21 protein-coding genes and 1 pseudogene are annotated in these 23,962 nt (G+C 65.3%); 10 read left to right on the plus strand and 12 right to left on the minus strand.

The window, feature by feature from the left end; all coding sequences use genetic code 11:
- Window positions 1-190 precede the first annotated feature (190 nt).
- A complete protein-coding gene (locus tag FHR94_RS06015) occupies window positions 191-2,506 on the minus strand; it encodes a mechanosensitive ion channel family protein (RefSeq protein ID WP_183324721.1) in 2,316 nt (771 codons plus the stop codon).
- Window positions 2,507-2,602: 96 nt separating this feature from the next.
- On the opposite strand from FHR94_RS06015, the gene FHR94_RS06020 reads away from it, so the two are divergent.
- Window positions 2,603-3,598 (plus strand): amidoligase family protein, encoded by a 996-nt coding sequence (locus FHR94_RS06020; RefSeq protein WP_183324722.1) that lies wholly within the window; start codon window positions 2,603-2,605, stop codon window positions 3,596-3,598.
- Window positions 3,595-4,323: a gamma-glutamyl-gamma-aminobutyrate hydrolase family protein gene (locus FHR94_RS06025; protein ID WP_183324723.1), complete on the plus strand. Its 729-nt coding sequence runs from the start codon at window positions 3,595-3,597 to the stop codon at window positions 4,321-4,323. The genes FHR94_RS06020 and FHR94_RS06025 overlap by 4 nt, the downstream gene beginning before the upstream one ends.
- 16 nt (window positions 4,324-4,339) lie before the next feature.
- Here FHR94_RS06025 and FHR94_RS06030 read toward each other — a convergent pair whose 3' ends face one another.
- From FHR94_RS06030 to nfi, 3 genes are all read right to left on the minus strand, one after another.
- The gene (locus FHR94_RS06030; protein ID WP_183324724.1) at window positions 4,340-4,771 is read right to left on the minus strand and encodes an OsmC family protein; all 432 of its coding nucleotides are present in this window, start codon (window positions 4,769-4,771) and stop codon (window positions 4,340-4,342) included.
- Between the two features lie 87 nt (window positions 4,772-4,858).
- The gene (locus FHR94_RS06035; protein ID WP_183324725.1) at window positions 4,859-5,425 is read right to left on the minus strand and encodes a DUF1415 domain-containing protein; all 567 of its coding nucleotides are present in this window, start codon (window positions 5,423-5,425) and stop codon (window positions 4,859-4,861) included.
- A 108-nt stretch (window positions 5,426-5,533) separates the two neighbouring features.
- A complete protein-coding gene (gene nfi / locus FHR94_RS06040; RefSeq protein WP_183324726.1) occupies window positions 5,534-6,238 on the minus strand; it encodes a deoxyribonuclease V in 705 nt (234 codons plus the stop codon).
- Window positions 6,239-6,315: 77 nt separating this feature from the next.
- On the opposite strand from nfi, the gene FHR94_RS06045 reads away from it, so the two are divergent.
- From FHR94_RS06045 to FHR94_RS06065, 5 genes are all read left to right on the plus strand, one after another.
- The gene (locus FHR94_RS06045) at window positions 6,316-7,623 is read left to right on the plus strand and encodes an exonuclease SbcCD subunit D (protein ID WP_183324727.1); all 1,308 of its coding nucleotides are present in this window, start codon (window positions 6,316-6,318) and stop codon (window positions 7,621-7,623) included.
- Window positions 7,620-10,922 (plus strand): AAA family ATPase, encoded by a 3,303-nt coding sequence (locus FHR94_RS06050; RefSeq protein WP_183324728.1) that lies wholly within the window; start codon window positions 7,620-7,622, stop codon window positions 10,920-10,922. The genes FHR94_RS06045 and FHR94_RS06050 overlap by 4 nt, the downstream gene beginning before the upstream one ends.
- A 113-nt stretch (window positions 10,923-11,035) precedes the next feature.
- Window positions 11,036-11,791 (plus strand): phosphatase PAP2 family protein, encoded by a 756-nt coding sequence (locus FHR94_RS06055; RefSeq protein ID WP_183324729.1) that lies wholly within the window; start codon window positions 11,036-11,038, stop codon window positions 11,789-11,791.
- 114 nt (window positions 11,792-11,905) lie between these two features.
- A complete protein-coding gene (gcvA, locus tag FHR94_RS06060; RefSeq protein ID WP_183324730.1) occupies window positions 11,906-12,790 on the plus strand; it encodes a transcriptional regulator GcvA in 885 nt (294 codons plus the stop codon).
- A 358-nt stretch (window positions 12,791-13,148) separates the two neighbouring features.
- The gene (locus FHR94_RS06065; RefSeq protein WP_183324731.1) at window positions 13,149-13,931 is read left to right on the plus strand and encodes an MFS transporter; all 783 of its coding nucleotides are present in this window, start codon (window positions 13,149-13,151) and stop codon (window positions 13,929-13,931) included.
- A 31-nt stretch (window positions 13,932-13,962) separates the two neighbouring features.
- Here FHR94_RS06065 and FHR94_RS06070 read toward each other — a convergent pair whose 3' ends face one another.
- Both FHR94_RS06070 and FHR94_RS06075 read right to left on the minus strand, forming a co-directional pair.
- Window positions 13,963-14,118 carry a PhzF family phenazine biosynthesis protein gene (locus FHR94_RS06070; protein ID WP_183324732.1) on the minus strand — a complete coding sequence of 52 codons (156 nt, stop codon included), beginning with the start codon at window positions 14,116-14,118 and terminating at the stop codon, window positions 13,963-13,965.
- A 52-nt stretch (window positions 14,119-14,170) separates the two neighbouring features.
- Window positions 14,171-14,770, minus strand: a complete 600-nt coding sequence (locus tag FHR94_RS06075; RefSeq protein WP_183324733.1) for a LysE family translocator — start codon at window positions 14,768-14,770, stop codon at window positions 14,171-14,173.
- Between the two features lie 98 nt (window positions 14,771-14,868).
- Between FHR94_RS06075 and FHR94_RS06080 the strand changes: the two genes are divergently transcribed.
- Window positions 14,869-16,263: an aminotransferase-like domain-containing protein gene (locus tag FHR94_RS06080; protein WP_183324734.1), complete on the plus strand. Its 1,395-nt coding sequence runs from the start codon at window positions 14,869-14,871 to the stop codon at window positions 16,261-16,263.
- Window positions 16,264-16,910: 647 nt separating this feature from the next.
- Here the strand turns inward: FHR94_RS06080 and FHR94_RS06085 are convergent.
- Window positions 16,911-17,519 (minus strand): LysE family translocator, encoded by a 609-nt coding sequence (locus tag FHR94_RS06085; protein ID WP_183324735.1) that lies wholly within the window; start codon window positions 17,517-17,519, stop codon window positions 16,911-16,913.
- A gap of 212 nt (window positions 17,520-17,731) precedes the next feature.
- On the opposite strand from FHR94_RS06085, the gene FHR94_RS06090 reads away from it, so the two are divergent.
- Complete coding sequence (locus FHR94_RS06090; RefSeq protein ID WP_183324736.1) at window positions 17,732-18,805, plus strand: helix-turn-helix domain-containing protein; 1,074 nt, start codon at window positions 17,732-17,734, stop codon at window positions 18,803-18,805.
- 43 nt (window positions 18,806-18,848) lie between these two features.
- Here FHR94_RS06090 and doeA read toward each other — a convergent pair whose 3' ends face one another.
- Together doeA and FHR94_RS06100 are read right to left on the minus strand one after the other, a co-directional pair.
- Window positions 18,849-20,015 (minus strand): ectoine hydrolase, encoded by a 1,167-nt coding sequence (doeA, locus tag FHR94_RS06095; RefSeq protein ID WP_183324737.1) that lies wholly within the window; start codon window positions 20,013-20,015, stop codon window positions 18,849-18,851.
- Between the two features lie 317 nt (window positions 20,016-20,332).
- Window positions 20,333-21,415, minus strand: coding sequence for a beta-N-acetylglucosaminidase domain-containing protein (locus FHR94_RS06100; RefSeq protein ID WP_221188375.1), 1,083 nt, complete (start codon window positions 21,413-21,415; stop codon window positions 20,333-20,335).
- 504 nt (window positions 21,416-21,919) lie between these two features.
- On the opposite strand from FHR94_RS06100, the gene FHR94_RS06105 reads away from it, so the two are divergent.
- Entirely contained in the window at window positions 21,920-22,639 is a 720-nt protein-coding gene (locus tag FHR94_RS06105; RefSeq protein ID WP_183324739.1) for a Crp/Fnr family transcriptional regulator, read from the plus strand.
- Window positions 22,640-22,730: 91 nt separating this feature from the next.
- Here FHR94_RS06105 and FHR94_RS06110 read toward each other — a convergent pair whose 3' ends face one another.
- The 3 genes and pseudogenes from FHR94_RS06110 to FHR94_RS19455 all read right to left on the minus strand — a co-directional run.
- Complete coding sequence (locus tag FHR94_RS06110; protein ID WP_183324740.1) at window positions 22,731-23,168, minus strand: PAS domain-containing protein; 438 nt, start codon at window positions 23,166-23,168, stop codon at window positions 22,731-22,733.
- 72 nt (window positions 23,169-23,240) lie between these two features.
- Window positions 23,241-23,558 (minus strand): hypothetical protein, encoded by a 318-nt coding sequence (locus tag FHR94_RS06115; protein ID WP_183324741.1) that lies wholly within the window; start codon window positions 23,556-23,558, stop codon window positions 23,241-23,243.
- Between the two features lie 107 nt (window positions 23,559-23,665).
- A pseudogene (locus FHR94_RS19455) lies at window positions 23,666-23,962 on the minus strand (hypothetical protein); the annotation flags it as partial.

Below are 23,962 nucleotides of genomic sequence, written 5' to 3' on the forward strand. Positions count from 1 at the left end.
GTGCAAGGAACGCTCAGCTGGTCTGGCGGACCACCAGTTCCACCGGCATGGAGACGTGGCGCGGCGGCCTGCCCGCCAGCACCTCGCCCAGCAACAGGAGGTAACCCTCACCGCCCGTCGACCTGGGCGGCCGTACGAGCGGGACAGGTTCAAGTGGAGCAGGTTCGAATGAGGCAGCTCAGAGGAGAGCTCAGGTCACGGGATCCGGTGAGCCTCCACTGGTGCTGGTCTGGCGCTGCGGATCGGCGACGCCGGCCCGGCCAGGCTCGCGACCGCTGGCATCGCGTTCGCCGCCGCGCTCGGCGCTGCCGTCGAGGCGGCCACCCCCACGGCCTTCCATGCTGACGCTGAGACGCGGTATCCCCAGGTCGAGATCCTGCTGCTCCATGCGCCGTTTGAGCAACAGGTTGAAGGCCCGGGCCACGTCCCACTGCATCTGCGGTGCCGTGCGCAAACGCATGCGCAGGATGGGGCAGCCCTCCTCGAAGGCGTGAACGCCCTCCATCTCCAGCGGTGACCAGATGTGGTGGCGCATCACCGGATCCTGGCGCAGCTCGAGGGCGGTCTCCTGCATCAGGGTGATGGCGTCGTCGATCTTCATAGTGTAGGGAATACGGATCTTCATCAGCGCGATGCCGAATTGCCGCGACATGTTGTGGATGGACTCGATGCGGCTGAAGGTGATGATGTGGACGACGGCATCCAGGTCGCGCAGGCGCACGGTGCGCAGGGTCAAGCCCTCGACGGTACCGATGTGCCCGTTGATCCTGACGAAGTCGTCCACCGCCAGCGAATCCTCGATGAGGATGAAGATGCCGGTGATCAGGTCCTGCACCAGGGTCTGCGCGCCGAAGCCGATGGCCAGGCCGATCACCCCGGCACCGGCCAGCAGCGGCGTGACATTCACCCCGAGATTGGCCAGGCCGACGATGGCCGCGATGATCACGATGGTGGCGAAGATGATGTTACGAAGCATCGGCGTGATGGTCTGGGCCCGCGCCAGATTGACCCGCCGCCCCCGGGCTCGCGCCGGGCTGGTCAGAGCACGCTGGATGGCGGTGTCCGCGAAGATCCAGACCAGCCAGGCCAGCAGGACCGTGAAGCCGATGGCCAGCAGGGCCTGGCCGATGCGTGCGCTGGCCACGCCCTGCTGGCCGATGCCGATCAAGGAGCCGCCCCACACCTGCAGGGAGAGCTCGGCGAAGACGATCCAGGCCACGACATGGGAGAGGGCATAGCCGAAGCGCTCCAGGCGCCCACGGTATCGGCTGACCCGTCGACGCAAATTGTGGCGGTTGCGCCGCTCGCCGTGGCGCCGGATCAGCCCGGTGATCACCAGGGTCAGCACCAGCAGAGAGGCGGAGATGATCGAGCGAGCCAGGGCGGTCCCCACGTCCCCCACGGTGACGAAGATCGCCAGCAGTGAACCGCCCACCAGCAGCAGCGCCGGCACATGCCAGAGTCCTCCGAGCACCCGTACCATCTCGGCGGCGCTGCCGCTCTCCTGGCGCACCCGGTAGGGACGGTTACGGATCAGGTGTCGAATCGGCCGCTTGAAGCGCAGGATGAAGCGCACGCTAAGCAGCGCCGCCAGGACATTGGCCAGCACCGACATCAGGCTGGCCAGGTCACGGCCGAGCATCTCCATCAGGTGGCTCGAGTTGAAGGCATCGCCCAGCGCAATCAGCGCTCCGATCACGAACAGCGGGCGCAGGCTGTGCTGGTGCAGCCATTGCACGGCGACGAAACGGTGGCCCCGAGCGAATACCGAGGTCACCGTTTCCACCACCACCGACAGGGTGCGCCCGCACAGCGCCACATAGGCAACCACCAGGGTGGCCGTGCGTCCGGCGCTGGGGGGTACCAACTGGGCGATACCCAGCACCAGGGCAAAGGCCAGCGCCCAGGGCAGCAGGCGGCGCAGAAAGTGCACCGCCAGTAGCCAGCCCTTGGGCTCCCGGGGCAGGTCCAATGGCCACTCTCGACGCTTGGCCAGCATGCGGCCCAAGGCGACCAGGATCACCAGCAAGCCGCCCCAGATCACCAGCAGCACGGTGAACTCGACGACGAAGCGCAGCAGCTCGGCACTGCCGGTCTCGATCACCAGATCCCGCAAGTCGGTCCAGCCCTCATTGAGCTTGCGTTGCCACTGGGCCAGCGGAGACTGCTCGGACTCGGCCTGCTCCCCCAGGTCGCTGAAGGTCTCGGCCAGCGCCCCCAGCAGCCCCTGCGTGGCGGGGATGCTCCCTTGGGTGGCGGGCTCATGGGCCATCTTCAGATCCCGTAGGCTCTCCAGCAGGGCCTGGCGCTGCTCGCTGTTCTCCAGGGTGGTGATCACCCGATCCAGGGACTCTTGGAAGGCCTGTGGATCCGGGGCTTCCGTCGAAGGCTCGGTACCGGTCAGCGCCGCCAGGGGCGAGGACTGGGCCCAGGCCGCCAGAGGCAGCCACAGTCCCATCAGCAGCAGGCAGAGCACCCTCAGGGTGTGGAAAGCAACACGTTGCATGGGGTCTCCATTCGTTCCGCGAAGATGGCCGACGCACACCTGCCCCTCGAGGGCAGTATGATAGGCTGCCGGCACGACCTCGCACAGGATGCCGTCATGACGCCGCAATCGCCACCCGAGCCTCGCACCCCCGATGGCCGCCAACGCCGCGTCGGCGTCGAGATCGAGTTCGCCGGCCTGCCGCCCCGGGAAACAGCCTGCCTGGTCCGCGACCTCTTCGACGGCGAGATCGAGGTGCTCAGTCCCCACCGCCTCAAGGTCATCGGCACCCGCTGGGGCGACTTCGGCATCGAACTGGACACCCAGTATGCCCATCCCGACGAGCGCCGGCTCGACCCCGAGGCCTCACGGGACAGTGAGTGGGAACGCATGCGGCGGGACTTTCACGCCCGCACCCGGGAGTTGATCGGCGATGTGGTAACCGGCCTGGTGCCCACCGAGATCGTCTGCCCCCCGGTGCCCTGGGACGAGCTGGGCGAGCTGGACCAGCTGTTCGAAGCCCTGCGCCAGCATGGCGCCAAGGGCACCGAGGCCAGCCTGCTCTACGGGTTTGGGCTGCACCTCAACCCCGAGGTTCCCGACCTTTCCACCACCACCATCCTGGCGTACCTGCGCGCCTACCTGCTCTCGGCCGCCTGGCTGCGCGAACAGATCCACGTGGATATCACCCGGGAGGTGCTACCCCATGCCAGTCCCTTCCCGCGGGCCTATGCCCTGAAGGTGCTCGACCCGGACTATGCCCCGGACCTCGAAACACTGATCGACGACTACCTAACCGACAACCCGACCCGCAACCGGGAGCTGGACATGTTACCGCTGTTCGCCCATCTGCGCCCCGACTACCCCGACGAACTGCTGCGCAGCCGGCTGGTCAGGGCACGCCCCACCTTCCATTACCGGCTGCCCAACGCCCAGCTCGCGGAACCCGGCTGGGGGGCGGTGACGGAGTGGAACCGCTGGCTCGAGGTGGAGCGCCTGGCCATCACCCCGGAGACGCTAGCCGAGCGCAGTGCCCAGTTCCTGGCGCGGCATCGGCCCTCCCGGCCCAGGCGTTGGCTCATGCGCCTGCGCCGCTGGGTGCAGCGCACATGAGCCGCTCGCCCCGCCCCCTGATCGGCATCACCACCTCCGATGCCAAGAGCCGCCTCGCCTGGTGGTTCGACTGGTTCGCCGTCTGGCGCCATGGCGGACGCCCGCTGCGCCTGTCGCCCTCGCGGCGTCGGCCGGTCCACCTCGATGGCCTGATCATCGGTGGCGGTGACGATATCCAGGCCCACCTCTACGGGGGGGAGGTGCAGCTGGATGTCCGCGTCGATCCCGAACGCGACAAGCTGGAGCTCGAGCTGCTGGAACGGTTCATCCCCTTGGGCACGCCGGTACTGGGCATCTGCCGTGGCGCCCAGCTGATCAACGTACATCTCGGCGGCACCCTCGACCCAGACATCTACACCACCCACGAAGGGCTCAAGCGGCGTCGTACCGTGCTGCCTCGCAAGACCGTGGATATCGTCGGTGATAGCCGGCTGAACCGCATCCTGCGGGTCAGCTGGTGCCGCATCAACAGCCTGCACCATCAGGCGGTGAAGCAGGCCGGCGAGGGCATCGAGATCGTCGCCCGCGACCGCGACGGCCTGGTACAGGGCATCGAGTCGCGGGAGCATGACTTCCTGATCGGGGTGCAGTGGCATCCCGAGTGGCTGATCTTCAACCGTCCACAGCAGCGCCTGATCCGGGCCCTGCTCGAGGCGGCGCGGGCGCACCGACGCCAAGAACGCCAGGGCCACCCTGAAGCGGCCCCGGCGCGAGCCGAGGGATAAGGGCGGAAAGACGCGATCAGCTCTCCAGCTTGGCCTCCAAGGTGATCGTGGCATTGAACAGCTTGGAGACCGGGCACCCTTCCTTGGCCTTGTTGGCCGCGTCCTGAAACGCCGCGTCATCGGCACCGGGGATCTTGGCCACGGTGTCGAGATGCACGGCGGTGATGGCAAAGCCGCCCTCGACCTCCTCCAGGGAGACCTTGGCCTCGGTGGCGATGCGCTCGGGCGTCAGGCCCTCCTCGCCCAGGATCATCGACAGGGCCATGGAGTAACAACTGGCGTGGGCCGCACCGATCAGCTCCTCGGGATTGGTGCCCGCCTCGCCTTCGAAGCGCTTGGCGAAGCTGTAGGTCACCTCCTGAAGGGCACCGCTCTGGGTGGATACCGTACCCTTGCCATCCTTGAGGCCGCCTTGCCAGACGGCGCTACCGGTTTTGTTGATGCTCATGTCGTCTCCTTGATCGTTGAGTGGGTCCGATCGTTGCTCCTGCAGCATACACACTGGGGGAAGGAACTCGCGACATCCATCTGCGTTTCAACTGTCCTCGGGGGCAACCCGACGGAGCGCCGCCAGCTCGCAGGCCAGGGTAGCGTAGCCCAGCTCCCGCATCGCCGCGATATTGCGCGCGGGAATGCCTTCCGGATCGGGATGGTGCGCAATCGCCCGCGCGAGCCCGGCCTCGCGCAGCAGGTGCAGCATCGGGAAAGGCGAGCGATTGGTGAAGTTGGCGGGATCGCTCGGCTCGGCGTCCTCGAAACAATAGTCGGGATGGAAGCTCGCCAGTTGGTAGGTGCCTTCATAGCCCTCTGCCACCAGCAACGCCTCGGCGAGAACCAGGAGGTCCAGGTAGTCGTCGAAGTCGGCGAGCCCCTCGGTCAGCACAAGCAGGGTGGTCTCGGTGGTGGTGTCGGCATCGAGATGCCGGCACTCATCCATCAGCGTCAGCAGCGCTCTCTCGCGGTCATCGGCGGGCAGCGCCACGTAGCGGATACTGTCGCGAGCCAGTTCGCGACCGGCGAAGGGACAGACGTCGCGGGCAACGACGAAGGTCTCCACCCAGGCACGGGTGGCGACGAGGGCAGCGTCAGGCGAGACGCGCATGGTTGGGTTCCGATGATGAATAGGCGCCCATAGTCTGCCGATCCTGGCCGGCAAGCAAGCCACCGAGGGCGATCCAGCTGGCACATGCCAAGGGGCGCCGGGGACAGGTCACCGCCGCTTCTGATCGCGTCGCGAGGCCAGCCGGTCGGCCAGGCGCGTGGGCTCGGGCAACTTGGTCTTGCCCAGGCAGGCCACTACCCAGGCCACGGCGGTCTCGAGACACAGCCGGTGCCCCGGCGAGACGAACACCGGCTTGACGCCCCGGCGCGAGCGCAGCACCGCCCCGATGACCTCTTCGTGCTCGCCCCAGCCATCGACCAGCGCCGCCCAGTCGCCACGCTCGGGACCGGGTTCGCCGTGCCGGCCGCACAGCCGCGACTTGGCTACGCCGATGGTCGGCAGGTCGAGCCACAGCCCGAGGTGGCTGGCCACCCCCAGCCGGCGCGGATGGGCGATGCCCTGGCCGTCCACCATCACCAGCTCAGGCCAGGTCGTCAGCCTCTCGAAGGCGGCCAGGGTGGCCGGCACCTCGCGAAACGACAGCAGGCCGGGGATATAGGGCATGCGCGTCGGCTCGCGGTGCACCGCCTGCTCCACCATCTCGAACGCCCCGCCCGGTGCCGGTGGCCAGGCCAGCACCACCACCGCCGCCCGGGTGATCTCGCCAGCCTGTTCGAAGCCGATATCCACCCCGGCAATACGGCGCACCGGGTCCAGGCGATCCTCGCGCTCGATGCGCCCGGCCAGGCGCTGCTGCAGGGCGATGGCCTCATCGGGGGTAAGGTTCCAGTCGTGCAAGGACGTGATCGGCATGCGGGCTCCCTGATGTGTCGGCGTCGCTCGGGTTAGACTAGGGCCTTTGGACCGCGTGACGGAACACCGGGGAACCGATGCTGAGATTGATCCATACCGCCGACTGGCACCTGGGCCAGAGCTTCCATGGCCAAGAGCGCCATGTCGAACATCGTGCCTTTTTGAGCTGGCTGCTCGACACCCTGGTGGCGCGCCAGGCCGATGCCCTGCTGGTGGCCGGCGATATCTTCGACGTGGTCAACCCCTCGCTGCGCGCCCAGGCGCTGCTCGTCGACTTCATCGTCAGCGCCCATGAACGCCTGCCCCGGCTGGATATCGTGCTGATCGCCGGCAACCATGACAGCGGCAATCGCCTCGAGCTGCCGGCGCCTCTGATGCGCCGGCTACGCGCCCATGCCCTAGGCCGGGTGAGCTGGCAGGGCGACGGCACTCTGGACGCCGAGCGGCTGCTGGTGCCGCTCACCGACGCCGCGGGCGAGACCCGCGCCTGGTGCCTGGCGCTGCCCTTCCTGCGACCCGCCGAGATCACCGGCCAAGGCCCCGCCGAGCTCCCCCAGGACGCCTCCGGGAACGATTCACTCCATAATGACTACGTCGCCAGTATCACGCGCGTCCATGAAACGCTGATCGACGCGGCCCGGGCGCGACGTGAGCCCGGCCAGGCACTGGTGGCCATGAGTCACGCCCACCTGCGCGGTGCCGCCGTCTCCGAGGCCAGCGAGCGTCCCATCGTCATCGGTGGCGAGGAATCGGTCTCCGCCGCGCTGTTTCCTGAGGACATCGCCTATGTGGCGCTGGGTCACCTGCATCGCGCCCAACAGGTCGGCGAGACGCGCATCCGCTACAGTGGCAGCCCCTTGCCCCTGGACTTCAGCGAGGTCGACTATGCCCATCAGGTGGTAGAAGTCACCCTCGACAAGGAAGCCCTGGCCGGCATCGAGACGCTCCCCGTGCCGCGCCCGGTGGCCATGCATCGCCTCGGTCCCGCCCCGCTGGACGCGGTGCTGACCGAGCTCGAGGCTCTCGACCCCGACCTGCCCGGCCAGGATCGGGGGCAGGATCTTCCTAGAGAGCGCTGGCCCTGGCTGGAGGTACGCGTCACGCTCGACGCCCCGCTGCCGGACCTGCGCGCCCGGATGGAGGCGGCGCTGGCCGGCAAGGCACTGCGCCTGTTGCGCCTGGAGCGACGCCTGCCTCGGGTCGCGCGCGAGGAGGCCCCGACCCGGGTCGACCTCGAGGAACTCGGCCCGCAACGGCTCTTCTCGCATACCTGGGAGAAGCGCTGGGGCGAGCCACCCACCAAGGACGTGCTGGCCGATTTCAACCGGCTGCTGCAGGACATGCTGGACGACGAGGACACCGACGACAGGAAGCCCCACCCATGAAGATCCTCGCCCTGCGCCTGGCCAACCTGGCCTCCCTGTCCGGCCCGCTGACGCTCGACTTCACCGCGACGCCCCTCGCCGATGCGGGCCTGTTCGCCATCACCGGGCCCACCGGCGCCGGCAAGAGCACCCTGCTCGACGCCTTGTGCCTGGCGCTCTACGGCGGCACGCCGCGGCTGCGCCAGGCCCCGGGGCGCGAGGCGCCGCTGCCCGACGTGGAAGGCGAAACCCTCAACACCGCCGATCCCCGCACCCTGCTGCGCCGCGGCACCGCCAGCGGCTACGCCGAGGTCGACTTCCTGGGGCGCGACGGCCGTCGCTACCGCGCGCGCTGGGCCGTGCGCCGCGCCCGGGAGAAGGTCGGTGGCAAGCTGCAGAAGGTCGAGCAGTCGCTGCGCGACCTCGAGGATGATCGCCTGCTGACCACCCAGAAACGCGAGTTCGACCGCCTGCTGCCCGAGCGCCTGGGGCTCAGTTTCGAGCAGTTCACCCGCGCCGTGCTGCTGGCCCAGAGCGAATTCGCCGCCTTCCTGCAGGCCGACGACAACGAGCGCAGCGACCTCCTGGAACGCCTGACCGGCACCGCCGAGTACTCCGCAATTTCCATCGCCGCCTACCGCCGCGCCAGTGAGGCAAAGAAAACCGTCGATGCCCTGACGACCCGGCTTGCCGACGACCTGCCCGCCGAGCCCCAGGCCCGCGCCGAGCTCAAGCGCCACGCCAAGACCGCCCAGGGCGAGCTGGACGCCGTCCAGGCCCAGGTCAAGCACCTGGAGACGCAACAGCAATGGCACGCCAGCGACGACCGGCTGCGCGAGGCCTGGCTCGAGGGATACCGGCAGCAGCAGGACGCCGAGGCCCACTGGCAAGGCCTGGCGGGTGCCCGCGCCGACCGCGAGTGGCGACGCCTGCTCGCTCCCCAGCGCCATCGCCTGACCCGCCAGGCCGAGTTGCCCGGCGAGATCGCCGCGACCGAGGCGACTCATGCCGAGACGCAACGGGCGCTGGAGAAGGCCAGGGCCACCCAGCAGCAGGCCCGCCAGGACAACGACCGGACCGAGCAGGCGCTGATCGAGGCCATCGATGCACGCCGCCAGGCCGAGCCCGCTCTGCGCGAGGCCCGCGACCAGGCCCAGGCGCTCGCTACCCTGGAGAAGCAGCTCACCGACCTGAAGGCGAACCGGAACCAACAGCAGAAGCAGGCCGACATGCTTGCCGAGCAGCGCCACCGGGCCAGCGACGAGCAGCGCGCACGACAGAAACAACACGACGAGTGGCAGTCCGCCCTGCATCGGCTGCTGGGTGCTCACCCGCACCTCGACGCGGCCCGCCAGGCGGCCCAGCAGGCCCACGACCATGCCGCCCAGCGCCATCTGGCGCTGGGCGACCTCGCCAGCCGCTGGCAGGAGTTCAGCCGCGCCGACGCGGCCAAGCGACGGCTGACCGGCCAGGTCGACAAGGATCGACAGCGCAAGGCGCGACGGCTGGCCGAGGGCCAGAACGCCCGACAGCGGCTGGCCGAGGCGCAGCACCACTACGCCAGCGTCTCTGCCCTGATCGAGCGCAGCCGTGCCGTGCGCAGCGAGAGCGTGGCGAGGTTGCGCGAGAACCTGCAGGAGGGCGATCCCTGCCCGGTCTGCGGCGGGCTCGACCACCCCTGGCGCCACCAACCGCCGGCCACGCCCGAAGCCGCCCAGCTCGCCGCTCAGCAGGACGAAGAAGACCGCCAGTTGTCGAACGCCCAGCGGCAGCGGGACGAAGCCCAACAGGCCCGCGACGAGCTGTTCGGGGAATATCGCGCCCTGGAGGCCGCGCTCAAGCAGCACCAGCAGGACCTGGCGGAGGCCGAACGCCGCCTGGGCGCGGCCCGGGCAGCCCTGGAGGAGCACTCGCTGTACGCCGAGCTTACCGCCGTAAGCGAGGCCGAACGCGATGCCTGGCTGCCGGCCCAGCGCCGCGACAGCGAGGCGGCGCGACGCCACCACCGCCAGTCCCTCGACGAGCTGACCCGGTCCGAGGCCGAATTGGCGCCACTGGAGGAATCGCTACGCCAGGGCGAGTTGGCCCTCGCCCGCCTCGAGACCCGTCACGACGACCTCATCCGGGAGCTTGGCGATCTCGCCGAGCGGATCCCGCCCCTTCAAGCCCAGCGGACCCAACTCACGGACCGCCTCGCCGTCCTGCTCGGCGAGCATGCCTCACCGGACACCTGGCAGCAGCACCTCGATACCGAGCACGAGAGTGCCCGCCAGGCACGCGAGGCGGCGCTGACCCGGCAGCACGACGCCGCGCAGGCGCAGCAGCGCCTCACCCAACAGAACGGCCACGAGGCCGAGCGCCTCACCCAGCTGCGCCAGGAGCAGGAGACGCTAGACCGCGAGCTGGCCGACTGGCGCCGCGCCCACCCCGAACTGGATGACACCACCCTGGCGCGGTTGCTGACCCAATCCGAGGCAAATGCCCAGCAGGAGGAGCAGCGCCTCGACAAGGCCGACCAGGCCCGGCTAAGCGCCACCGCCACCCTGGCCGAGCGCCGCGATGCCCTGCTTCGCCATCGCCGCGGACAGGCGCTGACTGAGGACGATACCGATGAGACACTGCTGGGCGATGCCATGGCCGTCGAGCTACACCGCCGCCAGCAGGCCGTGAGTCAGGCCCAGGCCGACCTGACGCCGCGGCTGAAAGAAGCTCAGCAGGCCCGGGACACCGCCGCCTTCGCGCTCAGCGACGACGACCGTCGTCGCGAGCGGCAGCAGGCAGCACAGCAAGACCTGGAGGCGGCCCGCGCCGAATACCGCCGCTGGGGCCGCATCAGCGAGCTGATCGGTTCCGCCGACGGCAAGGCGTTCCGGCGTATCGCCCAAGGCTACAACCTCGAGCAGCTGCTGGAGCACGCCAATGTGCATCTCGCCGGCCTCAGCCGCCGCTACCGCCTGATCCGCGGCGGCAGTGAGCTTGGTCTGCTGGTGGTGGATCACGACATGGGCGACGAGCGCCGCTCGGTGCACTCCCTCTCCGGCGGCGAGACCTTCCTGGTCTCCCTGGCCCTGGCGCTGGGGCTGGCTTCGATGGCCTCCGGCGAGCTGGTGATCGAGTCGCTATTTATCGACGAGGGCTTTGGCAGCCTCGACCCCCAGTCGCTGGCGTTGGCCATGGAAGCCCTGGACGGCCTGCAGGCCCTGGGCCGCCGTGTGGGCGTGATCTCCCACGTCCAGGAGATGCACGAACGCATCCCGGTGCAGATCCAGGTGGAACCGCTGGGCAACGGCACCAGCCGGGCCCGGCTGGTCAGCGCTTGAGAAACTCGAGTTGTTCAAGCAGCCGATACGGTCGACCAGCTGCAACGCCAGCTGGCCGCCGCCGAGGCAGAGCCCCGGGTTGGCGTGTGCCCTTTCACCGCAATGGAGTTGCCATGAAGCACTTCGAAAAGACCAAGCATGTGGGACGCCGGAGTCTTTCCAGGCTGGCTCGGCTAACCCGCTACGAGTTTGCGGCGCTGCTGTGTCTCCTGGTACTTTCCGGCGGGATCTGGGGATTCATCGAGCTGGCCGATGAGGTCTCCGAGGGTGAAACCCAGAGCATCGATGAGACTCTGCTGCTCTCTCTGCGCAATCCTGCCGATCACACCGACCCGCTCGGTCCGGGCTGGGTAGAAGAGCTGGGGCGGGACTTTACCGCGCTCGGCGGCGTAGGCGTACTGGTGCTGATCACGCTGGGCGCCCTGGGCTACCTGCTACTCGCCCGACGCTATCGCGCGGCGCTCTTTGCCTCGGTCGCGGTGCCCGGCGGTGTGCTGCTCAGCACGTTGATGAAGCTTGGCTATGATCGCCCTCGGCCCGATCTTGTTCCTCATGAATCCATCGTCTACACCGCAAGCTTTCCCAGCGGTCATGCCATGATGTCTGCCGTGACCTACCTCACCCTTGCCGCTCTGCTCATCCGCGTGCAGCCCGAGCTGAGACTGAAGGCCTATATCTTGGTGCTGGCCATACTGCTCACGCTGCTGGTGGGCATGAGCCGCGTCTACCTCGGGGTCCATTGGCCTACGGATGTCCTTGCCGGCTGGACGGCCGGGGCGGCCTGGGCGGCGCTGTGCTGGCTCGCGATGCGCTGGCTGCAGCGGCGGGGACAGGTGGAGACAGAAGAGAGCTGGGTAGGCACCCAATAGTGTGACCGCCAGCCTCACCCTATCGGAGTCGAACCATAACGTTGAAGTGGTCCAATTGGAGCGGACCGCCGCGCCGGGACCGGTTTCGGCAATTCATGCACCTCAGGAGGCCGCTTGCGCTATCGGCTACCGCCTCTCAACACCCTACGGCTGTTCGAAGCCTCGGCACGGCTGCTGAGCTTTAAGCGCGCCGCCGAAGAGCTGTCCATCACGCCGAGTGCCGTCAGCCACGGCGTGCAGACCCTTGAGCATTGGTTGGGCGTGCGCCTGTTCGTGCGGACCAAGCACGGCATCGTGCTCTCGGAGTCCGGCCGCTCCTACTACCCGGCCGTCCGGGAGGCGCTTGCTCTCATCAGCAACAGCAGCGACCGACTGACCGGCAGCGCGGCGCGCCGGCTCGTGCTTAGCGTTGCCCCTACCTTCGCCGCACGCTGGCTGCTGCCGCGGCTGCCCGACTTTCGCGCGCGACACCCCGAGATCGCCGTAGTTATCGACACCGCACAGGCGCAGGTCGACCTGACCCGCCGCGAGGTGGACCTGGCGATCCGCATGGGACACGGTCAGTGGAAGGGCTGTTTCATCGACCATATCTTCACCGAGTATTTGGTGCCGGTCTGCGCCCCGGACTTCCTGGATCATGTGCGTGCCGCGGCAAGCCTCGACGAACTGCCGCTCATCCACGTCACTCGGGCTCGCGAAGAATGGGCAACGTGGGCCCGCGCCGCCGGCCACACGCCCCCGGACCCGGCGCGGGGTCTGAACTTCGACACCCTGCAGATGGCCTTCAGCGCCGCCGCGGAAGGGCTGGGTGTCGCCATGGGACGCCGGCCCCTGATCGACGCCGAACTCGAGGCCGCACGCCTTGTGGTTGCCGCCGAACCCGCCGTCGAGAGTTCCACCGGCTACTGGCTGGTGGGCCTTCAGAGTGGGGCGGGCGACCAGGATGTCCAGGCTTTCCGCGACTGGCTCGCCTACCAGCGTACGCCGAACTGCACCTGAACCGCCCCGCGGGGCGCCCCTTGAGGTGAATTTCCTTCATCTGCCACCGACGAATTCTCGCTTGGCGCCCCTCATCCCACCGCCGTAGCCTGCATCAGCAGGTCCGCAGTCCTGCTTCACCCGGTCCCGCTCCGCGCTTCAGTGCATGCGGCAAGGCCATCGAAACAGGCGCTGCGCCTAGCCCATGCGCTCGCGCCGGGTGAGGGCATCTCACCCCATCAAAAATGCGCCAAACAAGCGGCAACTGCCATTGGAGAGACCATCGTTTTTCGGCCCAAGGACCCTCTGTTCGAAGCACCGGTGCGCGAGAGCTTCTCGCAACATTGCACGCCGTACAGCCAGTCAGCAGGAGGACCTCATGCGCCTTATCTCGCTTGCACCGCCCTCGCCCGCTCGCTCTCTGGGGCTACTCATCCTCTGCGCCTGCGTGATCTCGCTGGTCACCTTCGGCCTGCGTTCGATTTTCGGGCTGTTCACCGACTCGGTCTCGGCCGCCCACGGCTGGAGCCGTGAGGTCTTCGCGCTGGCCATCGCCCTGCAGAACCTCTTCTGGGGCATCGGCCAGCCTTTCGCCGGGGCGTTGGTCGACCGGTTCGGCCCGGCACGGGTGCTTGCGGCCGGCGGCGTACTGTACGCCCTCGGCGTTGCGGCCATGGCCTTCAGCACCACTCCACTCGAGCTTCATCTGAGTGCCGGCGTGCTCGTGGGGCTGGGCATGGGGGGCGCGTCCTACATCACGGTGCTCGGTGCGCTGGGGCGCCTCGTGCCAGAACCCCGCCGCTCTTGGGCGCTCGGTGTCGCCACCGCTGCCGGCTCGCTCGGCCAGTTCGTCTTCGCCCCGCTCGGTCAGGGCTTCATCGACGCCTACGGCTGGCAGCAGGCCGCGCTGATCCTCGCGGGGATCACGGGCCTCGTTCCACTGCTGGCGCTGGGCCTGCGCGGGCGCCCCTCCCTCACCGCCGCACTCACACGGGAGCCGCCGTTGCAACTGGGCGAGACGCTGTGGGCGGCGCTTGCGCACCGCAGCTACGGCCTGCTGCTGTTCGGCTTTTGCGTCTGCGGGTTTCAACTGGCCTTCATCACGGTCCACCTGCCCCCGTATCTGAACGATCTGGACGTCGCGCCGACCGCCGCCCGCTGAGCAAATGGTGAAGATCCTTGCCGCGAACCCGTCATCTTCCCGGGAGACGAAGATGGATGAACCGGCGCATCTCTCGCGTCAGCGCCTGCATCTCCCGCGCCGACAGGCCCTCGGCATCGGAGAATATCGTGAGACCATGGCCGCTGAACCGCTCGGCGCTGAACACATCCACCAACTTGGCTTTCATGTCACCCTCCTCCGTCCCGGCCGCACAGGGCGTTTCGCTCGGAGCCGCCGTGTCAGCCCAGAATGAAGATCACGCAAGCCGCGGTCAGCGCGCCCATGGTGGCGTTGAACACCCGCCAGGAACGCGGGCTCTTGAGCCAGCGGCCGATAGCCATCCCGAAACCCGCCCACAGCGCGATGCAGGGCAGGCCTACCAGCTCGGCGAAGCCGGCCAGCAGCAGAGCGTTGACCAGGGTGTTGCCGCCCTCGGGCAGGAAACTCGCCATCAGCGTCAGCCCCATGACCCAAGCCTTGGGATTGGCGAACTGGAAGGCCGCGGCCTGCCAGAAGCTCTGCGGCCAACCCTCGACGGAGCCGAACTCCGGCGGCGGGGCCGTGGCGATGCCCCAGGCCAGATACAGCAGATAGCCGCTGCCGACGAGGCGCAGCAGGGTCTGCACGATCGGGAAGCGCTCGAAGACGATCCCCAGGCCCAGGGCAATGGCCGTGAAGAGCACGAAACAGCCGCCCAGGATACCCAACAGGTGCGGCAGGGTGCGCCGGAAGCCGTAGTTGGCCCCGGAGGCGGTGAGCATCACGTTGTTGGGGCCGGGGGTGATGGTCATCGAGATCATGAACAGGGACGCAGGGCCCAGGGTCGCCAAGGCTTCCATACAATTGCACCCTTACAATTATGCCAAAATGGTTTCAATTCACCGTTATTTATGAGCATAATGGGCACAAATATGGCGTCAAAGGTTTTATTGTCACCATGACAATCTGGACTCCCGAGCTTCCCGAGCACGGTCCGCGCTACCGCCGCATCGCCGAGGCCATGGCCACGGCCATCACCCGCGGCGAGCTGGCCCCGGGCGAGAAACTGCCGCCCCAGCGCCACCTCGCCGATCGTCTGGGCGTTACCGTGGGCACCATCACCCGCGCCTACACCGAGGCCCAGCGACAGGGCTGGGTGGAGTCCCGGGTGGGCAGCGGCACCTATGTGCGCCTGTCGGCGGACGCGGACGCCACCACCTTCCGCGCCGGCGTGCCGGTGGAGGATGGCGTCATCGACATGAGCATGGCGCTGCCGCCTCCCCATCCCCTGCGTCCCCAGGGCCTGCAGCGGGCCCTGAGGACGATCGCCGAGTCGCCCCAAGCCCTCCAGGCCGCCACCGACTATCAGCCCGAAGCGGGCACCCCCGCCCAGCGGGCGCGCATCGCCGCCTGGCAGGGCGAGCTCGGCCTGCCCGCCGATCCCGAGCGGTTGCTGATCACCCAAGGCGGCCAGCACGGCATCCACCTGGCGCTGCGCACCTTGGCCCAGCCCGGCGAGCTGGTGGCCGGCGACGCCCTCACCTATCCCGGCTTCCTCTGCGCTGCCCAGCAGGCCCACCTGCGCCTGGCGGCGGTGCCCATGGACGAGCACGGCCTGAGCGTCGATGCCCTGGCGCGACTCTGCGCCCGCCAGCCGCCCCGGGTGCTCTACCTGACTCCGGACCTGAACAACCCCACCGGCGCGCGGCTCTCCGAGGCACGCCGCGAGCGCCTGGCAGCCCTGGCCCGTGAGCACGACATCTGGTTGGTGGAGGACGCGGTGCAGTACCTGCCTAAAGCCCAGCGGGGCACGCCGCTGATCGAGCTGGCCCCAGAGCGCACCCTGCACATCTTCAGCACCTCCAAGGTGCTGGCCGGCGGGCTGCGCATCGGCACCCTCACGGTGCCGGATCGACTAAGGGAACGCCTGTGCTCGGCGCTTCGCTCCCAGAGCTGGATGGTGCCGCCGTTGATGGTGGAGGCGACCTGCCGCTGGATGGAGGACCCCGCCAGCCGCGAGCTGCTGGCCTGGCAGGTGGAGGAGATCGCCGCCCGTCGCGCCCTGACCCTGGAACGGCTGGCGGCCTTTGGGCCGCAAAGCGGCGAGGGCTCGTCGCTGATCTGGCTGCCGCTGCCCGCCGGACGGCGCAGCAGCGAAGTCCAGGCGCTGCTTGCCCAGCGCGGCCTGAGGGTCTCGACCCCGGAGCCCTTCTGCGTGGGCAGCGAGCCGGCTCCCCAGGCCATACGCCTCTGCCTGGGTCCGCCGGAGAGCCGCGAGGCGCTGGAGCGAGCGCTGGCGATCGTCGACGAGGTGTTGTCCGAGCCACCCTCCTCGCCTTGGCAGACCCTGTGACCCGGTGGCTCTTTCCCACCAAGCCTGTACGGTGGGTCAGTGTTGCCCTCCAGGAGCGAAGCCGCGACGGCCATCCTCCCGCTGAAAGAAGGCCACCGCTTAGGACCGAGGCCGCTGGCGACAATGGCGGCATCGCCTCCTCGACAGGCGCCAGGCGCCCTTGCGAATTCCACGCCATGAACCCCGAAACAGCTTGGCAAAGAACTCGGCGCGCAACCGGGCATTGCGCTGCTCGATTTCACGGATTTTCGGATTCGGGTTGTGGAAGGCCATCACTATCAACTCCTCCACTGCTTCGAGCACACTGAATGTATAGCATAGAGGCACCGCGCATGCTTTTCGTGGTTGCCTGAAAGGCAGGTATCGACCAAGAGCGAACGATCAGAGAGTCGTCTATCCGATAACCCTTCCATAGCATTGTACTTGGAACTTTAGACGGCCGACCCCAGGGGAGAAGGCCAGAAGTAGAGTCTGCTCTAATGCTTGTCTTACCGCTTCATCCATGGCGAGCGGCCCTCTTAAATCGTGTTATGCCACCAGAACATTAATTCTTTGAGAGAAAACGCTATATATCGCCTTTTTCTCAGGGCCGTCTGGTGAATATCCCGGGAAAAGGGTTGCGCTCTCGACAGTGGCATGCACTGAACTCACGCTACGAAAATCCAGATCGCCGACAGCGCAACAGTGAGAGACATGCCTCGCGCCCATAGACGCGCGACGTTTGAAGAATGCAGAGCTCTTTGCATTGTTTCAGCCAGCAAGATAATCAGCAGAAAGACTCCGAATAATGCGCTAATTGTGGCAAATATCAAAAAAATCGCATCCTGCAATCGGACCATGGTCAGGTCAGCGACGCGCGGCAGAAGGACGGCATACATCACCACAGTCTGCGGGCTGCTGAGGCAGATAGCGAAGCCCGTTAGAAACGAGGCCGCGCTTCCGACGACCGGCAGCGAAGGATCCATCGATACCTCCGATTGGAGCCACATGCGGACCGCCATCCAGAGCAAAAATCCGACGCCCGCATATTTTGCGAAGGTGAATACCTCGGGATGTGCCTGAAGCCAGAAGCCCAGACCGGCGCAGATCGTCAGAATGACAAGGATGTCACCGGCACAGATACCGATCGCGATGGCGCAGGCCCCACGCCGGTCTCTGCTGGCGGACCGAGCGACGAGCACGGCAACAAGGGGGCCAGGTGCCAACGTCAGCGCCGCAAGTGTCATCATGTACGTGAAAAGGGCCGTCAGCTCCATCAATTCTTCGACTTAGTTAATAATTGTTTATAGGCTGAGTATTGAAACGGTGGCACGGCCCCTCACACCGCTCCAGTTCTGGCGGAGCATTTGGCCGCAAGCGTGCTGCTTTTGGCGTCAAATGTATTCTACGTACGAAAAAAACGCGCAGGACTTTCTGGTGGGTAGATTGCCTTACTTCATGAGCGGATTGCATACAGAGGAGCTATCTTGTGAACGCCGAACCAGATTTCGAACGTTTGCGCCGGGTTGTGATGCTGATCTACCCCCAAGTAGCCTCTGTGGATGTCTGTGGCCCGCTCGAACCCTTCGGTCTGGCGAACTTCCTAACCGGGCGTCGGCTCTATCATCCGATCACGGCGTCGGTTGATGGCGCCGCCGTACATGTCGCCGGAAGCTTTCTGAAGATCGAACCGACCTGTTGCTGCAACGACCTGCCCGACTGGATCGATCTGCTGCTTGTCGCCGGAGGGCCGGGCTGCTTCGCCGCTGCCGAGGACAAGAGCATCAAGTCATGGATCCGCAGGCTGGAGCCGCGCTGCGCGCGTATAGGATCGGTGTGCACCGGCTCCACCGTCCTGTTGGCATCGGGCATCACGAATGGCCACAAGATCGCCACGCATTGGCTCGAAGCGATGCGCCTAAAAACGGACGAATCTTTCAGTCCGCAGATCGAACCCGACGCAATCTTTATCAACTCAGGAAAATTCTGGACTTCGGCGGGCATGCTGGCGGGCATCGACCTTGCCCTCTCAGTGATCGAGACGGATCATGGGCGCCAGCTGGCCCTGGATATCGCGCGTTTCATGGTGATGGTCATGCGGCGCCAAAGTGGTCAGTCCCAGTTTAGTTCGCAACTGATGGCAGATGCGACGGAAGACCCCCGAATTCGCAGGGTGCAACTATATATCTGGGAAAATCCGCACGCGAACCTATCCCTTGCACGGCTGGCGAAACGAGCGGCGATGAGTGAGCGGTCACTGGGGCGGCGGTTCAAGGAGGTCACGAACATCACGATTTCCCGCTACATAGAAGATGTGCGCCTGAGCTTGGCCCGCCGCCTGCTGGAGACGTCGGAGCAATCGATACAAGCCGTGGCCGACAATGCCGGGTTCGGGACCACCGCAACGCTGCGCCGCGTCTTCCAGCGCAGGCTGTGTGTCTCACCTAGCATCTACAAGGCCAGTTTCGGAACAGTCAATGCCGAGGCAGACGACGAAGTCGCAAATGGCGGCGCGATGCGTATGGATCTTGAGAATATCGTGAACGGCAAGTCGGCCTGGTAGGTGGTGTGGTATAGGGATACGTCCCCAATTATGTTCCGAAACATCACGCCTTGATCGTGAGTTGTGCGGCGGTGTTGTCGAAGAGGCTTTCGCAGCCATCGGCGGTGACTCGAAGGGTATCCGACAGACCGATCACGTGGTGATCATCGATGCCGTACATCCATGGCAACAGGTGAAGCGTCATGTTCTCGCGCAGGGGCGTGTTGTTCCCGGCCTTGAGCGAGAGCATGTAGCCCTCGTCCCAGGAAGGCGGGAAGCCGATGCCTATGGAATAACCGGCTCGCGTGATCAAGTAGCCGCCCACGGTGTTGTCATGAAGTATCTCCCTGGCCAGCACATCGATCTCCCCCGCTGTCATACCCGGGCGAATCTTTCCTGTCAGGGTGTTCAGCGCGTCCTTCACGACGCTCTCGGCCTGGCGAAGGCTCTCGTCGGGCTCACCGATATAGGCAGTGCGCATCATCGCCGTGTGATAGCGCCGAAAGCAGCCACCAACCTCCAGGAAGACGATCTCGTTGCGCTGGACCTCGCGGCCCTCCCAGGTAGCATGGCCGATCATTGCCCGCGGGCCCGAGGCGATGTAGGGCATTACCGCCGGGTACTCGCCGCCCGCGCGAAACATCGCCGCGCTGGTCTCGGCGGCGATCTCGTTCTCGTTGACCCCGACGGCAACGGCCTCCAGGCCCGCAGCCATGCCTGCCTCGGTGGCATGCGCGGCCCGGCGCATGACGGCGATCTCCTCCTCGGACTTCACGAGGCGCCCCTCCTCGACGATGCCGAAGATGTCGGCGAGGCGCGTGCCCAGCAGGTCAGAGCGCATCCGGTCCTGCTGGTAGGCGGGAAAGAAGTAGCTGTTGCGCTCGTAGCCGATGCACTGCCGGTGCAGACCGAACTCCTTGAGCGACTGGTTAAGCGTCTCGATGGCGTTGCCGGTATCCGAGTAGGGGCGCGTGATCTCCACCCAGGTGCGTGCGGGGACGTTGGTCTCTTCCAGTCGCCGCGTAATCATGTAGGGCTCCTTTTCCATGGGCACCACAAGTGCCTGAAAATAGGAGTAGCCGGTGGTCTGGTACTCCGTCAGGTAACAAAGGTTCGCCGGGTCGGTGATGACCGCCACGTCGACCCGGCGCTCTTCCATCCGCTCACGCAATTCACGCAGTCGCCGTTCATGCTCCTGCATGGAAAAAGTCATGTCGTCGCGCTGCTGCATGGGGGTCTCTCGGGAAGTAATTTTCCGGTTCTGTCGTGGTCTTCACTAGTACCTTACGGGAGCCGTCTCTGGAACCTCTCGCCCGGCTGAGCCGATGTTCTGTAAGCGCCTTGTGATCCAGCACACCGAGTACCGCATCGGTCCTCAGCGACCACTTCTGGCGCAGCACCGGGTCACTATCGATGAGTGACTCGAGCGCCTCGACCAGCGAGGCCTTGTTCCTCTGCTGCAGATAAGCATGAATACGACCCCTCGCATCGCTCTCCGTCAGTCGCGTCTGCTCGGCCTGATCCGCTCGGTATGCCAGGGCGACCGCGCTACTGGATCTGTACGGTCTCGTCGGTCACCCGGTAGTCACCGTCAAGCCAGCGCACGATTTCCCGCGCCCCGGGGTGCTCGAAGGCGGCATATCGCGCTCGCAGCGCCGCCTTGCAGTCGCCCCTCAGGTGGACGAGCCCGGTGTCTTCCAGTAAGAGCAGGTCGTCGCAGACCTGTACTCCCAAGGCGTCTCCCAGGACCTCTCCGGCGGCCTGTCGTGTCGCCGCGAGGTAGCAGTAGTCCTCGCCCTGCGCATAGCTGGCGGCGAGGGTGATCGCCGAAATACAGCTCAGGGTGGGCTGCAGGGCCGGGTTGATGGCGTGGCCGACGATCTGATCGGCCAGGCTGGCGGGCCGGCCGGTAAAGCCCCGCAGGTGGAGATGGCGGGACATCTGGTCGCCGTCGTTGACCGGGTAGTTATCCCAGAGCAGCACGGGCCGGCCCAGGTGCTGGCGAATCCGTCGCAGGTGGCCGGCCGAGATGGCCCGCGAACAGACCTCCTCGCCGGTCCAGAACACCGCCACCGATTCGTCGAGCGCTTCGCCCAGGCGCTCGAGGTAGCCCGCCGGCCGAGGGGTGGACATCCGGTCCAGCACCGGGTCATCGCTGTAATAGGTGGGGCAGACGGCCAGGTGCTCGAAATCGCCGTTGGCCTTCACCCAGTCGACCACCTCGCCTTGACGCTTCGCTAGACCCACAATGTCGCCAGGCATGTCGTCGAACAGCAGCGCTAGCCGCCGCACGCCCAGAGCCCGCAAGTGGCGCAGCTTGTCCTTCAAGGCCCGTGTCGCCGAGGCATCCAACGATCGGTAAACCTCCCAAGGGCTCAGGCCCACGCCAAAATCGACGCCCAGGCATTCGCAGTCAGCGGCGAAACGCTCGAGCTCGCCGGCCTCGCCGGCCGGGTGGCGTTCCTGCCAGCGGCGGCGCAGGAAGGCATCGCCCTTGGGCGCGTACCAGTAGAAGCCGTAGCCGTGGGGCGCCAGTGTCTGTACCACCCTGCGGCGCTCGTCCCAGGACCAGGACGGGCCGTAGAAGCCTTCGATAATGCCGAGGGGCGGTTGCGGCGGGTCGTGTTTCAAGGGAACGGGCCTGTGACCATCGGGTGCCTGACAGGGATATGGTAGTCCCGAACGGCCCGTCTGGCGGCCTTGAGGGTAAGGTCGACAACCCATCACGGGCATCCGCTGTCGTTTACAACCAAAATTGACAAAAATTGCAAAAGAGCCGACAAATTTTGCAATGAATGTCGAGCTATGCGTTAGTAAGTAATTTTCCTACCCGCACTATTCTACACGGTGCTAGCAAGATCATTATGAGGCCTTGGTGCAACTGCCTGCGCAGCGTAGTGATGGAATCGCTCTCGTGGCGCTGGGTGCGTTACACGACCCTGCGGGCGGATACCCCTCGGGTAGGGCAAGGACAGTGTGCTGATGGGCCTGTACGCCATGGGTGAATTGACCCATGCATAGACAATCGCTTCCCAGTGCGCTAAGGCTTCTCTCGATGTCTTGGAGAGCCAAGCCGCCAAGCCTCTGATCTTGCCCTCACGACGCCCGAGATCGATCCGGCAAAGGAGTTAAGTCATGATCAAGCCCTTGATTGAAAAACTCAGCCATTACATGGTTCTTTCCGAGGAAGAAAAACAGATCCTTGAAAACACAACCAGGCAACGTATAGCCATCGAAAAGGGAGACGACATCATCATGCAAGGGCAGCGACCCGATTATGTATACCTCATAGAATCAGGGTGGGCTTGCCGCTACAAGTTTCTGGAAGATGGCAGGAATCACACCATGGCCTTCCTGATTCCGGGTGATCTTTGTGATGTACACGTCACCATTCTCGACAAGATGGATCATTCAATACGCGCACTCACAGCCCTCAAGCTCACCAAGTTCTCGATTGATGAGATAGTCAACATCATGGAGAACTACCCCCGTCTCGCCCACGCATTTTTCTGGTCGACACTGGTCGATGAAGCCATCTTGCGGGAGTGGCTGGTCAACATGGGCGCTCGATCCTGCGAGCTTCGCGTGGCTCATTTCTTCTGTGAGCTGCTTCTGCGCTCGCGCATGGCAGGTCTCAGCTACGATGGCAGCTTTGATTGTCCGCTGACGCAGGTGGAACTCGGTGAGTCGATGGGAATCTCTCAAGTGCACACCAATCGTGTTCTCCAAAAGCTCCGCCAAGAGGGCCTGATCAGCATGGAAGGCAGGCGTGTCATTATTCACGACTGGAAGCGCATGAAGGCGTTTTCCCAATTCGACCCGACCTATCTTCACTCCAAGCTGGATGCTCTGTAAAATTCGGCCGGTTCGCTCCTATCACTACAGACCGCTAAACGATTGAGAGGTATAGGGGTACGTCCCCAATTATGCTTCACTCTCGGGAGTATTACTCGACCAGCTTCTCGAGCTCCTGCAGCCGCTTGCGATTCGCGCGCTCTTTCTCGAAGCGTTCGGTAATGTCCCTTCCGGTCGCCAACGCCCCGAGTACCCTGCCCTTCGCATCTAGGACAATGGAAAAACCGAATTCAACATAGATCCTGGCCCCATCGGAACGAAGCGCCTTCGTCGGAAGGCTCTTTCCCGAATACTGGGTAGCCCCCTCCGCTATCGCACGTGCGAAACCCCGCCAATGTGCTTCCCGCAGCGATTCCGGGATGATGATATCCAGGCTTTTTTCAACCGCCTCGTCTTTAGAAAACCCGAACGTCCTTTCGGCGGCGCCATTCCAGACCTGAATGATTCCGGAATCATCAGAAAAGATGACGAACTCTGGTGATTGTTCGATCAAAGCTTGAGCCAGACCGGGCAATGGTTCTGATGCCATCTTATGCACCCTCAAGGATGATTATTCGAATGTAATGCGAATCTCTAAACGCATCATCGCCCTGATGCATCGTCAAGGTTCCATACGCAACGTCATGGCGGATTCATCACCCATATGAATGAATAATTCTCCTTCTGCGTTATCCCTGTCGCACAGGGTGACCCAGCCCCGGCCACTACATTCCTCGCCTTCGTCATCTCCTTGCCAGGAAAATTCCGCCCGGCGCTTATCTACTGAGTACCTCACGTCCATCCAGCCGTGAACGGTGCCGAACAGAAGCTCTCCTTCGTTACCGCTGAACTGGACGTAGCCAGGCTCAATGATATCGACGTAATCCTGCGGCCACATTTTCATCCAGGTAATACGCCAGCGTCCATTGAAACTCTGCATAACATTCTCCTGATCCACCCCATCGGAGTCAGCCTGTACTGGTTGGGTCCCGGGTGATTGTCGACTTACTTTGCCAAACGTAGCCTCCCAGCACCGACGATCACCGCTTATCCAGCAATGCGGAGCGTCAGGTCATGGCCATCGCGTTCGGCCTCGGCAAAGATTCGGCTTGGGCGTCCCACCTCGATGCGCTTAATGATCTGCCAATACCAGGGCCGTCCTCCTCTTTTTCCGCTGCCAGTTCCCCCACGGCTTGCGGAAGTACCGCCAGCGGATTCCCGGCAAAGGCCCGGTCGATGAAGACGTCGACCCGCCTTATTCATGAGGGTGGTCTGAAAACGAAGATAGCGGATGGTATGCTCTTGAAAAATCAGTGTGTTCCGCCAAGAACCTGATCCAAGAGA

The sequence above is a fragment of the Halomonas cerina genome (assembly GCF_014192215.1).
In the GTDB taxonomy this organism is placed as follows: domain Bacteria; phylum Pseudomonadota; class Gammaproteobacteria; order Pseudomonadales; family Halomonadaceae; genus Halomonas; species Halomonas cerina.